We start from the raw sequence: 15313 nt of genomic DNA on the forward strand, positions 1-15313 counted from the left end.
GTAGGTTCAAATCCTACCCCCGCAACCAGTTTTGAAAACAATATCAACGGCTTAAAGCCCGAGCGTTTCGCTCGTGTATGCCGATACCTGTTTACACTCAACGTACACTCAACGTTTGACGAGACCCCCGCTGGCGGGCGCATTTTGCCTGCTCAGGCATGCATCCTGTTCGCCGCATGGCGCGCCGCGATCCACTGGCTGAGAGTTCGGATTTCACTGCCCGCAAAGCCTGACTTCGCAGCCGTCACCACCAGCTTCTGCATCGCTTTGTCGTCGGGGCGGGTCGACTTGGCGGGCCAAGAGGACTTGAAGGTCGCGCAGCCCTTGGTGAAGCCGGTGGCCCATTCCTGAGCGTGGATCTTGCCCAGGCGACGCTCAAGGGCGCCGCTGTCTTCGGCCAACCTTGTCGCGTCGTTGGCGCGCATCATGACCAGGTCGAGAAACCGTTGCAGGTTCGTCGGCTCGAGCCTGCCCATTGCGCCTTCCAGCAGGATCGGCAGCCAGCGATTGGGGGTGATCATCTTGGGGGCGATCACGATTGCCATGAGATACCCGTCGATCCAGTCGGGCGTGAGGGACGTGCCCTTGAGCAGTTTCGCGAGCTCGCCGGTGCGTTCGGGCCTGGTCGGCTCGGGTTCGCTTACCAGTTCGACGAAACCGCTTTCTGTCGGGTCTGGGACCATGTCCGGATCGTCGAACATCGTGGCTTCGATAGTCTGTTCGTGGACATCCGCCATGACCGGGATCTTCTTCAACTCGCGCCCCTCGAGCAGAGCGGCGGCGGTGGCAGCGAAGCTGTCGGCATCGGGGTGACCCGCCGCCTCCAGCATGGCCGCGCCGCGGGCGATCAGATGCGCCCACCAGCCGCGCCGCGTCTCGAGCCATTTCCAGAGCGCGCTCTCGAGGGCGCGTGGACGGCGGGGCTGGTTCAGCAATTCCTGCGCGCTGTCGCTCTCCTCGAACCAGCTGCGCACGATCTCGTGCTGGTCCCACCAATCTTCGCTGGCATTGATCAGGCGCCCCCGCTTCTGCGCTGACATCGCAGCGATGCTCGGATGGGATGCGAGCCCTTCGAGCAGATCCTTGGTGTCGGCCTGCCTGGGACGCAGCTCGGTCAGCCCGCAGAGCGCGGCCACGTCGACCAGGCCCGGGGCAGGGGGCGAGTGTTCGCCCAGCGCCACCGACAGCGCGTCAGAGAGATAAGCGAGCGGTACCGGAAGCGCGCCGGTCTCGTCGGCGAGCTGCTTCATCAGCTTCTTCTGGTCGCTCGCCGATCGGCAGGGAACGACATAGGCATCCTTGATGCCATGTCCCTGCTTCAGGAGCACCATCGCCGCGCTGCGCCGCTTGCCCGACTGCAGCGCGATGCCGATGCTCTGCGCACCGCCGCCGTCCGGCAGGGTGGACATGATCGACAGAACCGTCCAGGGCTCGGCGCCTTCGGCAGGGCTGACGCCTTCCCGCAGGGCATCGCGCAGCACCTTGTCGATGCGCTTGCGCGCCGCGTCCTCTGGCATCCAGCTGCGCAGCACGGTGAGCGTGGAGGTGGTCTCGGCCGTGAGATCGCGTTCAGCAAACCCGTCCGCGGCGGACCGGCGGATCGACGGTTCGGGATCGAGCAGCCAGTAGCAGCCGAGCCGGGCGTAGATCGGATCGGGGCGACTGACCGCGAATTGCACGACATGTTCGCGCATCTGCGCTGGCATGGCAGGGAAGGTCTCGGCCAGTGCCGTATGCACGCCCAGAGCATCGCCCTCGGCCTGGCGGACGAGATCCTGGAAAAGGGTTTCGAGCATCGCGTCGACATCCGCCCGTTCCGGCGGCGGTTTGGCCGCGACATCCTCGGCGGCCAGTTCCAGCGATGCAGGAGCGGTCAGCCCGGACCGTGCCCAGAGACGCGCCAGCAGCATCCGGTGGGTTGCACCCAGCGTACCGCCCCGTGTGGCCAGTTCCAAGCCTTCCTCGAGGGCCGCCAGGAACGCATCGCCTCGTTTCTTGTGGTTCTCCCGCGCCATCCGGGCGGCCTCGAGCGCCGCACCGAGAAGGTCGTCCATGTCCTCCAACACGGGATCCCCGTCGGCCGTCGCGCAGATCCGCGCCAGCAGTTGCCCGCCCAGCGCCGGTCGGTGCAGGAGCGCATGGCTCTCCCGTTCAAGAATACCCCGCCGCGCGTCGAAGTCGTCGCGGGAGCCGGCCAACTCCCGCAGCGCCCGATCCAGTTGTCCCTCTGCCAAGATTCCCCCCCCGCTTCTTCAGTGCGGAACCTTAAAGACTGGAACGTCGGGTGTCAGGGGGGGACCACAAGGAAAGGGAGCTGGCCGGAAGCCTTCAGGTTGCCTCTGCAGTGCTTAATGCGGCGGAGCAGCAAAGTCTGACGCCGAACTTTCTCCACGTGCAAGTGGCCCGTATTGTTGAAAGTATGGGCGCAGGTCACGCCTGCGTGAATCGATGGCGGGCCTTCCGCAGAGGTCCACAAACCGAACAAGGTTTCTTTGACAGATCCATGGAGATAACTTAGTTCTTGATCCATAGATGCTCTTTCTTCCGCGGCGAATTAACGAACCACTTCCGATTTTCTGGCCAAGAATCTCGCGAGAAAACGTCCGCCGCTAACACGCATTAATCGAATTTCGAAGGCCCATGATCCGCCTTGGAAAGCTGCTCAAGAAACAACAGCAATGCCGGGTTTGCATTCGAGTTCTTCCAAATTGCGGATGACACGATGCTGCGGCCCACATCGCTTATAGGAATGTAGTGCAAACCGGGACGTGGAACGTTCGTGATGCACTCCGGATACACTGTAATCCCGATTCCCGCCAGTACGAAGCTCAATATTTCGTCTCGTGTAAATCCAGTCTGCACCACTCGCGGCTCAAAGCCGTGTTGGTTGCAGATGCTGGATAGCTTATCAGTGTACATTACCCACCGATGGTCGCCCGTTACAAAGTTCTCCTCGGAAAGTTCACCCAAGCTAATTGACCCGCGTTTGGCCAAGGCGTGGTTTTCCGGGACGACGGCGAGTAGGGACTCCTTCGTCACCACGCGGGAGGAGAATCCATTTCGGCTCGGCTCGCCGCTCACAAATCCTATGTCGACCAACCCTTGGTCAATCATCGGAAATTGGTCCTGAGAAACAGAATACTGAACATCTAAAAGAATATCCGGATGTCCCTCCTTAAACTGTCGTATGATGTATGGCAAGCGGCCGATAATCGCAAAGTCCATGTAAGTCAGCTTCAGACGACCTCGCTTTCCGGCAGCGACCGCGTTGGTGGCATCGACGAGTTCGTCGAGTTCACCCAGGAGATGAGTCGCGCGCGAGAAGAACTCCTTGCCTGCCTCAGTGGGTGAAACCGACCGGGTGGTCCGGCTAATCAGGAGCGTTCCTAGCAAAGCCTCTAGTTCCTTCATCCCGCGACTTAACGCTGGCTGAGAGGTGTTCAGACACTCAGCAGCCTTGCGGAAGCTTCTACATCTAATGACCTCCACAAACATCTGAAGTTGTCGGATGGTAGGTTTGGGCACTCTGCTTGTATCCTCAAGCGACTCGACTCAGATCATTTTACATGAAGATCTAGCTCTTTATATGTGTGCGTCGGCGTACTAGCTAGCTACTCCGCTAGACTAATTCATGCAAACGAAATTAAGAAAAAGAGCGCAAGTAAGTTTGCAGATAGATCTATGCAATGCGTTTTTCTATTTCTGATTCAGGTCGTCGCAGGGCTGTATTCGGTTTCAACCTCAGCCGCGGCTTTCATGGATCGAACGAAATCGCCTGCGTTAAGCAGTGGAACAATCTTAGAATATTTCGCGAGGCCGAAGGAGTCAGTGAGGTGAAGATTAGCGGCAACAGAAACATCGTCCGGCATCTCGTAGATGTAGACCATGTCGTATTCACCATAGCTGCCATACTGCGCTATCGGCGTACCTCCGAAGTCCGCAATTGCCTTGCGGTGAATTGCGGCACGATCGCGCATGGGCGCATTGTTGAGCATTGCTGCTTTCTGGTTGTTTTCATACTTCACCATATAGAGAACGAGTGCTCCCATGATCTTCCTTCTCCCTGTAAAGGCGCACGAAGCGCTCCATTCTTACGCAGCAAGTCCTTGTCTGCGATCGTTCAACGTGAGCCTTGGATTTCTTTCGCTGGGGCTGCCGTAGCCACCCCCTCCGCCCGTCCGAACGATAACGAGATCGTCCCTCATCAGCGAGAATCCGCATTTTGATCTAAGCGCTATCGCTTCACCATCTCGCAGGACGGTGATCGAGGCCTCCGCTCCCGGCTCGCCACCGAATATGCCCTGTGCTGGCAACACGAATCTGTCACTGTAGGTGGAAAAAGTTACGCCGTCTTTGAGGATCCTGTAGCTGCGGGAGAAACCCAGGCCGCCTCGGTGCTTTCCTCGCCCTCCCGAGCCAGGCAGCAGAGCGTATTCCTCCACCCTCAAAAAGGGGTAGTCCATCTCAATCGATTCTATCGGGATGTTAGAGCAGTTAGAGAGCGGACAGTCGACGCCATCGCATCCGTCCGACCCGTGCGCTGCTCCATAACCACCACCAAGAATCTCGAGATAAATATTGTATCCCTTGGTCTCGATTCGGCTGAAACAGATAGGCGTGGTCGTATCGAATCCTTCGGCAATCACGTTTTCTGGTGTCGCCTGCCCCAACGCCTTCATCACGGTATTGAAGACCCTGTGGCTCGCAAGTAATCTCGCACGGACGGGCGCAGGGCGCCTTGGATTGAGGACACTACCTTCCGGCGCGTCCACGTTAATCACGCGCGCAGCCCCATCGTTGAATGGGATGTCCTCACCTGTCAGCACAGATTTCGCACAGGCCACCGCCGCCGCTACGGTGGATGCCAGTGGGCAGTTGATGTTTGTTGAGACCTGTGGGTCCGTCCCCTCAAACGAGATGTTCAGAATCTCGCCTTCCACTTGGACCTTGCCACGGATGACGACCGGCACGTTGCCTATCCCATCATCTTCGATCGCGGATTCCGCGGTGTAGGTGCCGTCTGGGAGCCTGCTGATTGCCGCGCGAACCCGTCGCTCGGAGTAGTTCAGCATCTCGTCCATCGCCGCACGGATAAACGCGGCGCCGTACCGATCGGCCAGGGCTACGAGCCGCTTTCCGCCAATCGAGTTCGCGGCGAATTGGGCGTAGATGTCGCCGATCGTCGCCTCCGGCATGCGGACATTCGCTGCAACGAGCTGCTCGAGCGGTCCGCCGCTCCAATCTCTGGCGAAGTTGTACCTGCTCGGTGGGAAGATAATGCCTTCTTGATGTACATCCGATGCGTGCGGGTTTAGGCCCGGCGCGCCTCCTCCGAGGTCGATGTGATGGACGACCGAGGCGGTGAATCCCAAAAGCTCTCCTTCATAGAACACGGGGGAAAAGATAAAGATGTCCTGGACATGCTGCCCCATGTTGTAGGGATCATTGCTGATATAGAAATCGCCTTCGCGGAGCGTCCCTGGCGGGAACCGCTGTAGACATGGGGCCAAGGTTTGCGAGATTGACCCGAGTTGAATGGCGGTAAGCTCAGCTTGTGCAACAACCTGGCCGCTGCTGTTGATGATTGCAGCCGAGCAATCCTGTGCTTCCCGTACAATGGGCGAGTGCGCTGAGCGAATGAGTTTCACACCCATTTCATGTGCGGCGGCAAGGAGCGCCTGCGTAATGATTGCCTGACCGATATGCGATCGTGTCATTCGCGTTCCCCCGAGATGTTGTCCAACAGCACGTTGCCAAGCCCATCCGTTACTGCGGTCCATCCTTCGGGCACGAAGATTGTCGATGTCTCGTCACTGATCACGCAGGGCCCTGCGATGGCAACCGAGCCCAAGCCCCGACCCGTGTAGAACGCACACTTCACGAGCCGCCCATTCTCGAAGATATCGGCGTAGAACGGCGTGCCGTCCGAATCGCGGTCGCCATCGGCCGGCCGAACCATGTTCAGGAAGGCGTCGCTGCTCTCCACCTGGGCGCCCATCCGAAACGTTACAATTTCAATCGGTTCATCGGGCGGCTTTGAGAACTCAAATATCTTCTGGTGTGCCTCAGAAAACTTTTCCGCGATCATCGCAGAGCTTACGTCATCCCTGTTCCCGTCAAGCAAAACCGGGACCTCGAACGCTTGCCCTACATACCGCATGTCAAGCGTCGCCCGGAACAACGGTGATCCTTTCACTCCCTGAGAATGGAGGTATTTTTTCGCAGAATCTCTAAGTTCATCCAGTATATTCGCTATTTTCGGAAGCGCTTCTTGGTTCAGAATCACCCGCTCGGATTTTGCACAGTAATGAACGTAATCCGCCACCAACAGGCCTACCGCGGAAAGAACACCTGAGTTCATGGGCACATAGATCTTCTGGATGCCCAGCTCTTCAGCCACCCGCGCAGCATGCAGCGCGCCCGCACCCCCAAATGGAACCAGTGTGAAGTTGCGCGGATCGCGTCCCCGCTGCGTTGAAACGCGCTCGATCGCCCGTACGATACTGGATTCGGCGAGCCGTATTGAGTGGTCGGCCACCTCCCGCACCGTCGTCCCTAGACGAGTGGCGATGTCCTTGAAGGACTCGTGCGCCGCTTGCGGGTCCAATTCCAGTGCGCCCGCCCGAAACATCTCTTGGCGCAATGTGCCCCGCACGAGGTGCGCGTCCGTGACGGTAGGAAGCTTACCTCCGCGACCGTAACAAGCAGGGCCCGGATCTGCGCCTGCAGACGATGGCCCAACCCTCATCAGACCGCCATCGTCCACCCAAACGATCGATCCTCCGCCGGATCCGACTGTCTCGATATCAATAACGGGTGCTCGCACGGGGAGCCCGCTGATCTTCGTTTCCGGTGTCAAATCCGGTTTCCCGGCGACTACAAGAGAAACATCTGTGCTCGTGCCGCCCATATCGAGCGTGATGATGTCTGAAATTCCTCGGCTCTTAGCCATCGTCGTCGCGCCAATGACACCGGCCGCCGGGCCCGAGTACAGCGCCGAAATCGCATTCTTTCCCATCGCCGCTGCCGGCAGCCGACCTCCGTTCGACTGCATCATGCTGAAACGCCCGGAGAAACCTCTTGAGGAGAGGCTGCGCTCAAGACGGCGCAAGTAGCCGCGAATCGCGGGCTGCACATAGGCCGCCAAGGCTGTCGTTGACGCACGCTCATACTCGCGAAACTCTGGTGCGACATCCACAGAACAGGTCACTGACAGGTCAGCGTCGATCCCGGCGATCAAGCGTTCGACAAGGCGCTCGTGGTCGGAATTTCGATAACTGTTCAGCAAGCAGATTGCTACGGCATCAAACTCTTCCTGTGCAAGAAAACGCGAAAGTTCGGCTTTCGTCGTTTCTTCGTCAATACCTTTCACGACATTTCCGTCGGAAGTAATTCGCTCGTCGATCTCAAATACATGCTGCCGCTCGACTATTGGCTCTGGTTTTCTGTAATTTAATTTATAGATCGAAGTGCGGTCATGTCGCTGCAAAAGGAATATGTCTCGCAAGCCCTTGGTCACGATGGCTGCCGTCCTCCCTCCTTTTCTTTCAAGAATGGCGTTGGTCGCGACCGTGGATCCGTGTACAAAGTCATCAAGGGCCGACAGGTCAATTCCCGCCGCATCAAGTGCATGAATAACGCCGCGATCAGGCTCCGCTGGCGTACTGGGAACTTTAGCCACCCTTATTGATCCATTTTGGATTCGGATCAGGTCGGTAAATGTGCCACCGACTTCAACGCCCACTCTCATAAAATTTTCACTCCCTGTATCGACTGACTATGTCATCTACCGCATTAGACCCGGAAGATATAAGGCCACCATTGGAAAGGCTACAATCAGAGCCAGCGCAACAAAGTCCATGACAATAAACCAGGTCACGCCTCGAAAGATGACCGTCAAATCAATTTTATCGCCCAACGCGGATTTAATTACGTAAACGTTCAAGCCTACGGGCGGCGTTACCAAGCCCACCTCCAGAAGCTTCACCAAAATAATCCCAAGCCAGATCAGGTTCATGTCCGTTGCAAGGGCCACCGGCAGAATGATTGGCAGTGTGAGGAGCATCAAGCCGATCGAATCGACAAACATACCAAGGAGGAAATAGATCACGGCAATAGCAAGGATGAAGAGGAGTGGCGTCGCATCAAGCGCGATAAACTGGGCAGAAAGAAAGCTTGGCACTTGCGAAAGCGCAAGAAACCGCGTCAACAGCGAAGTTCCAATGATTACAAGGAAGATGCTCGCCGTACCATGAAGGGTATCCTTGATGGCTGACCAGAAGGTCGCAAAGGTCAGTTCGCGTCGCACCGCAGCGATGATCATCGCAACGCCCGCACCGATGGCTCCAGCTTGCGTTGGTGTGAATACTCCGAGGAAGATCCCGACTAATACACTCAAAATGAGTAAGGGCAGTGGCCAAACCTCTTTCAGAGCATCTACAAGCTCACGTTTCGTAGATTTTTGCTGGATCCGAGGAGCAAGGTCAGGATTTAGAGCGCATCGTGCCACGATCATTCCGGAGTAAAGTAGCATGGAAAGGACACCAGGAAGTATGCCCGCAATGAAGAGCTGGCCGACTGAAGCGCCAGCAAAATAGCCGTAAAGCAGCAGGAGGATGCTCGGTGGAATAAGTGACCCAAGGGTTCCAGAAGCTGCGATTACGCCTGAGGCAAGGCCTGGATGATACCCGTATTTCAGCATTTCCGGTGTGGCGATGCGCGCCATTGCCGCCGATGTGGCGATACTCGAGCCGGACGCTGCAGCAAAAATCGCCGACGCGCCTACGCTTGCGACCGCCAGTCCTCCGGGGAGAAACGCAAGCAACATACGCATCGCTCGAAAGAGTCCTGTCGTCAGCCCTGTCGAACTTGCGATGAAGCCCATCAGAAGGAACATTGGTATAGCGGAAAGATTCCAATCTCCGACGAAAGCGTAAGGTACAGCTGTAATGATGCCGAGGGCCGCGTTGACATTGAGGATCGCAGAAATACCTATGATCGAAACTAAGCCTAGCGCTAGGCCGATATGAAACCTCAACATTATTAGAACAAGTGCAACACCAATCCCGGTGAAGCCGATCGCGAGATTTGTCATGCTTGAGTGCCGCCTGAGTTTTCAGGTACTGCATCACCTCGCCAGATTGCGGTTGCCGCATTTGCGAGCAGGCAGATCACAAGGAACGCCAAACCAATCGGCAGAAAGAAGCGACTGGGCCAAGTGACCAGCATAGTGGTTCCCATCACCATCTCGTTGCGCGCATATGATCTCAGCGCGTCGATTCCTGTCTGGTAGCAAAGAAGTGCAACAAATGCGGCGCCGATTAGCTGAGTAAGGACGAAGAGCCCGAGCCTGATCGACCTTGGCATCGCTTGGACCATAAGATCCGTGGTGATGTGTTCATGTGAGAGCTCGACGCTTCCCAACGGCAAGAACACTACGGCGACCATAAGATAGAAGGCAACGATCTCGAAGCTGTTCCGGATCTGGCGACCGAGCAGATAGCTCGAGAGTACGTCTGCGATTACGAGGAGCATCATTGTCGTGACCGCCACGGCCGCGACGATCATGAGAATGCGGTTGAAGTTCGCGATCAGACGCATGGCCATCCGCAGGATTAGAGTCTGGTGGGGGCGAAGCCCCACCAGACGGAGTTCGCGACAAGAAGACACTCGCGATAAAAAACTCGAGACGCGTCAATCAAGCGCGTAGGAGTCCGGGTCCAATTTGCCATAGATCTCATCAACAGCGAGCGCGATCAGAGCATCCCGATCGCTCCGGTCAACCCCATCAAAAAGTTCTGTCCATTTCTGAACCACCTGCTCAAACTGAGCTACGATTGTCTCCGGATCGCTCATTCCGAAGGTTTCACTTCCCATTCTGATTGCGTTCTCACGCGCCTGAGCTTGGAAATCTTCTACCGCAGCCAATAGGTCATCCGCCGGCTGGTGAAGGTTGACACCCTCATCCTCCGCCTCTGCCAGAGCCGCTGCGATGGTCTCATCATAGTGGTGCAACTGATCCACGAGAGCGATCGGGATCGTGTCGAAGAAGGCCTGCCTCTGATCCGCGGAAAGTCCCCGCCAGAAATCCCGGTTTGCTGCTTGCGAATAACCGGAAAAGTAGACGCCAAGATCGATCATCGTCGCGTGCTTCGCGACGTCCCACAAAGACCGCGTTTGAAGGTCGTTGGCAGGGATAGCTGCGCAGTCGATCTGGCCCCGATCCAGCCCGCTGTACATCTCCGACGAGGGTACATTCACGGGCGTTGCTCCGACAGCGTCGGCCCAGTCCGAATGCGCTGCACCCGGTACGCGGATCCTTACTCCTTGGATGTCGTCACGCGTTACGACCTCCCTGGTGCAAAGTAGATTGTAGGGAGGGATGGCATATCCTCCCAAATAGACAAGGTTATTGCGCTTCCACTGCTCTTGAAGCTCCGGAATCGTTAGGTTGGCCTCGGTGATGGCAAACGCGGCGACATAATTATCCTGATAGCTGAAGGATAGCTGCGCCAGAACATTGTCTTCTGGCAGTTCCGAAGGCGTATAGGTGCCCGCATGATAGCCGACATGTGCGATTCCGTCGGCAATGCCGCTTAGATGCCCACCCGGCGGCAACAATACCGGCCCGGTGTAGAGGGTCGGATCCAGTGTGCCGTTTGAGGCCTCCCGAAGTCTTGGTAGCCACTCGACGTAAGAGTGCTTAGCCAAGGGATGGTTCTCGGGCAGCCACACGCTGGCATTGAAGGAAGTCGTTTCCTGGGCTCCTGCCGCGCCGGCCAAAGCCAGAACGATCAAGCTTGCGCTAAGCCGCCGATGGAGTGTCATTTTCATTTCGTAAGAACCTCGCTGTTGCTGATGTTGTTGTCGTATGTCGTTCAACTGACACCCGCATTCTGCGTCGGGCGGTATCAGCCCCGAAGGATACTGGCATTAATCAGCAAAACAAGTATCAATTTCGGAATAACTATTGCCGTTTATGGTATCAGTCTGAGATGACCCCACTCCCGATGGTGAGCTCTCAACGCCAAAGGCGGGGCAATTGCGACGTACCTGCGCCCGGAAAACTTCGTATCTTGTTGAGCGCCCGCTGCGACCACTTCAGATCGATCAGACGTCCCCTTGCGTCACCTGCTCAATAGACAGGAGGAGACACAATCCAGAGCGCGACTGCGGGTTCATCCTGGTCGTTGCGCCAGCCATACATCTGCTCGACGAACTGAAAGCTGTCGCCCGGTTCGAGATGCACTTCAAGCTGTCCAATCCAAAGCGTGAGCTTGCCCGAGATAAGGACGCCTCCGTCCTCGGCCTTGCGGGCCGCCTTGTGGCCCCCGCTGTTCGACCGCGGCGCGAAGGTCGACCTGATCATTTCGAAGCTCCCCCCAAGCGTTGGGGACAGCAGTTCTTCGACCAAGCCTGCCTGGCTTGACCCGATCGCAGTACGATCAGCAGACCGAAGAACGAGGCCACGTTCTTCGCTACTCTGGTTCATCGAGCGAAAGAAGAAGCTGATATTCACGCCGAAAAGCGCGCCGATAGCGGCAAGGTCAGGTATGGATGGTGTTGCGCGACCTCGCTCGACTTGGCTGAGCCAGCCGACGGAGCGTCCCAGAGCGGCGGACAGATCCTTGAGAGTTCTTCCCCGCGATTTTCGAAGCGCGCGAATGTCACTTCCAACGAGCTTGTTCAAGATCACCCAGTTCGCCTCTCAGCCAACCATCGCACATGGAGCATGCCACCAGTTCGAGCGCCCGGCTATCGAAAATGCGCCTGACGTGAAAATTACCGCTTGAATTTCACGCAGCGAGCAACGAAGCCTGTAAAGGTTCAATTCTGACCAGGCAGAACCGAGAGGGATGGGCAATGGCACAGGTTCCGGCGCAGGCGCGCGTGGTCGTCATCGGCGGCGGCATCTCGGGTTGCTCGGTTGCCTATCATCTGACCCAGCTTGGCTGGAGTGATGTCGTCCTTTTCGAACGAAAGCAGCTGACCTCCGGCACGACCTGGCACGCCGCCGGGCTGATTGGGCAGCTGCGGGCAAGCAAGAACATGACCCGCCTAGCCAAGTACTCGGCCGACCTCTACACGCGCCTGGAGGCGGAAACGGGTATGGCAACGGGCCTGCGGCAGTGCGGCTCCATCACCGCGGCGCTCACTGACGAGCGCCGTGAGGAGATCCTTCGTCAGGCCGGCATGGCGCGCGCCTTTGGCGTGGAGGTCCACGAGCTTTCCCCGGTCGAGGTCAAGACGCATTATCCGCATCTTGAGACCCGGGATGTGGTCGCTGGTGTCTATCTGCCGGCAGACGGTCAGGCGGACCCGGCCAACATCACACTGGCCTTGGCGAAGGGCGCGCGCTCAAAGGGCGCTCAGATCCTGGAACAGGTCAAAGCCACCCGCGTGACAACGAAAAATGGGCGTGTAACGGGGGTGGACTGGCTGTCGGGCCAGGAGAGCGGACATATCGCTGCGGACCTGGTGGTGAACTGCGGCGGCATGTGGGGCAGGGATTTGGCCGCACAGAATGGCGTCACGCTGCCGCTGCATGCGTGCGAGCACTTTTACATTGTGACAGAAGCCATTCCGGAACTTCGACAACTACCTGTGCTGCGGGTACCCGACGAATGTGCCTACTACAAGGAAGATGCGGGGAAGATGCTTCTCGGCGCTTTCGAACCCGTGGCCAAGCCCTGGGGAATGAACGGGATCGGCGAAGACTTCTGCTTCGATCAGTTGCCGGACGACTTCGACCATTTCGAGCCTATCTTGGAGAAGGCGATTGCCCGCATGCCGATGCTGGCCGAAGCGGGGATCCATACCTTCTTCAATGGCCCCGAAAGCTTTACGCCGGATGACCGCTACTACTTGGGCGCGGCACCCGCGCTCAAGGGCTACTGGGTGGCCGCCGGTTACAACTCCGTTGGCATCGCATCGTCGGGAGGCGCGGGAATGGCGCTCGCGCAATGGATGAATGATGGCGAACCACCTTTCGACCTCTGGGAGGTGGACGTCCGCCGGGCCCAGCCTTTCCAGCGCAACCGCCGCTACCTGCGAAACCGCGTCAGCGAAACTCTCGGACTGCTCTATGCCGATCATTTCCCGTATCGCCAGATGACGACGGCGAGGGGCGTACGCCGCTCTCCCGTGCACGATCACCTGAAACAGAAGGGCGCGGTTTTCGGAGAGGTGGCAGGATGGGAACGCGCGAACTGGTTCGCAAATCCCGGTCAAGACCCCGCGTACCGCTACAGCTGGCAGCGGCAGAACTGGTTCGACAATCAGCGCGTCGAACACATGGCTTTGCGCGAAGGCGTGGGTCTTGTCGACATGACCTCGTTCGGCAAGATTCGGATCGAGGGGCACGACGCCTTGCCGTACCTGCAAAGGCTCTGCGGAAATGATCTCGACGTGCCGGCGGGCCGGATCGTTTACACGCAGATGCTCAACGAGAGGGGGGGCATCGAGAGTGATCTCACCGTCACACGCCTGTCGGAGACCGAGTTTCTACTGGTGGTGCCCGGCGCGACGCTGCAACGCGATCTTGCCTGGCTGCGCGGCCATCTCGACGGTGAGTGGGTAACAATCACTGAGGTGAGCGCGTCCGAGGCCGTGTTTTCGGTTATGGGGCCGCGCGCGCGAGAATTGCTTTCGCTCGTCTCGCCAGATGATTTCTCTAACGAAGCGCATCCGTTCGGATCTGCCCGTGAAATCGAGATCGGCATGGGCCTCGCCCGCGCGCATCGGGTTACCTATGTCGGCGAACTGGGGTGGGAGCTCTATGTCTCCGCCGATCAGGCAGCGCATGTGTTCGAGGAGATCACGGAAGCAGGCGAGGCCGTCGACCTGAAGCTCTGTGGCCTTCATGCGATGGACAGCTGCCGCATCGAGAAAGCCTATCGCCACTTCGGGCATGACATCACGGACGAGGACCATGTGCTAGAGGCCGGGCTCGGCTTCGCCGTGAAAACAGACAAGGGCGAGTTTATTGGCCGCGGCGCCGTGTTGCGCAAGAAAAACGAAGGGCTGTGCCGTCGGCTGGTACAGTTCCGCCTAAAGGATCCTGAGCCGCTTCTGTTCCACAACGAACCGATCTTGAGGGACGGAGCGATCGTCGGTTTCCTGACTTCCGGGAACTATGGACATGCGCTGGGCGGCGCGATCGGCCTTGGCTATGTGCCCTGTCGGGAACCGGGCGAGACGCCGAAAGCGATGATCGCCGCTGACTACGCCATCGAGGTCGCCGGTCGCATCTGGCCCGCTGTGGCGAGCATCTCGCCGCTCTATGATCCGCGATCAGCCCGTGTGCGATGCTGAGCGGCAGGCCGGTTACGATTAAGTCTAAGCTTTCACAGTTCCACACGCTCGATATCTCGGCCGAAGTGCGGCAGCTCCCTATTCGCTTAGGCCTCTTGCAACCCAGAGATTCGCGCGACGATGTCGGCGAGAGATGTCACCTCTGCCCAGCCGACCCGCATCATCGCCAACGCCGGATGATGTAGTCCGGGCACAGTGGTTCCGGTGCATTCCTCGATTACAATGACATTAAAATCCCGGAACATTGCGTCCTTGCCAGTAGCCGCAACGCATTGGTTGGTCAGTACCCCAGTGATTATTATGGTTTCCGCGCCGAGGCCGCGTAGAATGACTTCAAGATTGGTCTGGAAAAATGCGCTGAGGCGGGTTTTTTCAACATACCAATCTTCTTCGCTTGCGCCGATGCCTTCGAGCAGTTCATATCCCCAAGAACCTTGTCTTAGGCCGCCCTCTGCCAGTTGCGGGCGCAACTTGTGAAATGCACCTGCATCGACTGAACTGCGTGTGCCATGTCGCGTCCAGATTTGCGGAATGCCGTATTTTCGGGCGTGCTCGACAAGCTTCTTTGTTGGCTCGATGACTCGCTGCATATGGCGAATATCAATCCCCCTTTGGGCGTAATGACCGTCCTTGTTCAGGAAATCGTTCTGGTTATCAATATGAACGACGGCCGTCCTGGAGTGTGCGAGGTCAAACCTGACAGGCATGAAAGGGATCGTGCCGTCGACTCTTGTTAGCTCGTCGAAATTTTTGACCATGTCTGCCTTCACTGAGGTGGTATCGGAAACTTCGGATCTTGGTGATCCTAGCGCTGGAGCCATGCGCTGTTCAATCTGCTTGCAAGCAGCATATGACTTGGCAAGTCACGACGCCATTGATTTCGTCTATCGCTTGACTGAGGAGGCGGCACAGCGTCACGTCTTGAGTTGCAGCCAAGTGCCTTCACCCCGGCTATCCTCCTTACAGAACGCTTTTCCTCGCCCGCCTGTATCCTCTCGAG

General features: G+C 57.8%; 11 protein-coding genes. 1 reads left to right on the forward strand and 10 read right to left on the reverse strand.

Annotation, left to right across the window (positions count from 1 at the left end; all coding sequences use genetic code 11):
- Positions 1-152: 152 nt before the first annotated feature.
- From IM708_RS18085 to IM708_RS18125, 9 genes are all read right to left on the reverse strand, one after another.
- Positions 153-2234: a UPF0149 family protein gene (locus IM708_RS18085; RefSeq protein ID WP_209427976.1), complete on the reverse strand. Its 2082-nt coding sequence runs from the start codon at positions 2232-2234 to the stop codon at positions 153-155.
- 385 nt (positions 2235-2619) lie between these two features.
- On the reverse strand, positions 2620-3525 hold the full coding sequence (locus IM708_RS18090) for a LysR family transcriptional regulator (RefSeq protein ID WP_209427977.1): 906 nt from the start codon (positions 3523-3525) through the stop codon (positions 2620-2622).
- 182 nt (positions 3526-3707) lie between these two features.
- Positions 3708-4049, reverse strand: a complete 342-nt coding sequence (locus IM708_RS18095; RefSeq protein WP_209427978.1) for a GYD domain-containing protein — start codon at positions 4047-4049, stop codon at positions 3708-3710.
- Between the two features lie 42 nt (positions 4050-4091).
- Positions 4092-5717: a hydantoinase B/oxoprolinase family protein gene (locus tag IM708_RS18100; protein ID WP_209427979.1), complete on the reverse strand. Its 1626-nt coding sequence runs from the start codon at positions 5715-5717 to the stop codon at positions 4092-4094.
- On the reverse strand, positions 5714-7750 hold the full coding sequence (locus IM708_RS18105) for a hydantoinase/oxoprolinase family protein (protein WP_245243298.1): 2037 nt from the start codon (positions 7748-7750) through the stop codon (positions 5714-5716). The genes IM708_RS18100 and IM708_RS18105 overlap by 4 nt, the downstream gene beginning before the upstream one ends.
- Before the next feature lie 36 nt (positions 7751-7786).
- A complete protein-coding gene (locus IM708_RS18110) occupies positions 7787-9094 on the reverse strand; it encodes a TRAP transporter large permease (RefSeq protein WP_209427981.1) in 1308 nt (435 codons plus the stop codon).
- Positions 9091-9600, reverse strand: coding sequence for a TRAP transporter small permease (locus tag IM708_RS18115; protein WP_209427982.1), 510 nt, complete (start codon positions 9598-9600; stop codon positions 9091-9093). The genes IM708_RS18110 and IM708_RS18115 overlap by 4 nt, the downstream gene beginning before the upstream one ends.
- A gap of 93 nt (positions 9601-9693) precedes the next feature.
- The gene (locus tag IM708_RS18120) at positions 9694-10881 is read right to left on the reverse strand and encodes a C4-dicarboxylate TRAP transporter substrate-binding protein (protein WP_209427983.1); all 1188 of its coding nucleotides are present in this window, start codon (positions 10879-10881) and stop codon (positions 9694-9696) included.
- 253 nt (positions 10882-11134) lie between these two features.
- Positions 11135-11695, reverse strand: coding sequence for an XRE family transcriptional regulator (locus tag IM708_RS18125; protein WP_348524998.1), 561 nt, complete (start codon positions 11693-11695; stop codon positions 11135-11137).
- A gap of 167 nt (positions 11696-11862) precedes the next feature.
- On the opposite strand from IM708_RS18125, the gene IM708_RS18130 reads away from it, so the two are divergent.
- Positions 11863-14313, forward strand: a complete 2451-nt coding sequence (locus tag IM708_RS18130) for an FAD-dependent oxidoreductase (protein WP_209427984.1) — start codon at positions 11863-11865, stop codon at positions 14311-14313.
- Between the two features lie 86 nt (positions 14314-14399).
- Here the strand turns inward: IM708_RS18130 and IM708_RS18135 are convergent, their stop codons facing one another.
- The gene (locus IM708_RS18135) at positions 14400-15071 is read right to left on the reverse strand and encodes a cysteine hydrolase (protein WP_209427985.1); all 672 of its coding nucleotides are present in this window, start codon (positions 15069-15071) and stop codon (positions 14400-14402) included.
- Positions 15072-15313 lie beyond the last annotated feature (242 nt).

It is taken from the genome of Pararhodobacter sp. SW119, assembly GCF_017811755.1.
GTDB lineage: Bacteria > Pseudomonadota > Alphaproteobacteria > Rhodobacterales > Rhodobacteraceae > Pararhodobacter.

What these genes read in the sequence shown, in the direction of transcription:
- IM708_RS18095 (WP_209427978.1), bottom strand. Translation starts at nt 4,049, where the DNA reads ATGGGAGCACTCGTTCTCTATATGGTGAAGTATGAAAACAACCAGAAA.
- IM708_RS18100 (WP_209427979.1), bottom strand. Translation starts at nt 5,717, where the DNA reads ATGACACGATCGCATATCGGTCAGGCAATCATTACGCAGGCGCTCCTT.
- IM708_RS18105 (WP_245243298.1), bottom strand. Translation starts at nt 7,750, where the DNA reads ATGAGAGTGGGCGTTGAAGTCGGTGGCACATTTACCGACCTGATCCGA.
- IM708_RS18110 (WP_209427981.1), bottom strand. Translation starts at nt 9,094, where the DNA reads ATGACAAATCTCGCGATCGGCTTCACCGGGATTGGTGTTGCACTTGTT.
- IM708_RS18115 (WP_209427982.1), bottom strand. Translation starts at nt 9,600, where the DNA reads ATGCGTCTGATCGCGAACTTCAACCGCATTCTCATGATCGTCGCGGCC.
- IM708_RS18130 (WP_209427984.1), top strand. Translation starts at nt 11,863, where the DNA reads ATGGCACAGGTTCCGGCGCAGGCGCGCGTGGTCGTCATCGGCGGCGGC.
- IM708_RS18135 (WP_209427985.1), bottom strand. Translation starts at nt 15,071, where the DNA reads ATGGTCAAAAATTTCGACGAGCTAACAAGAGTCGACGGCACGATCCCT.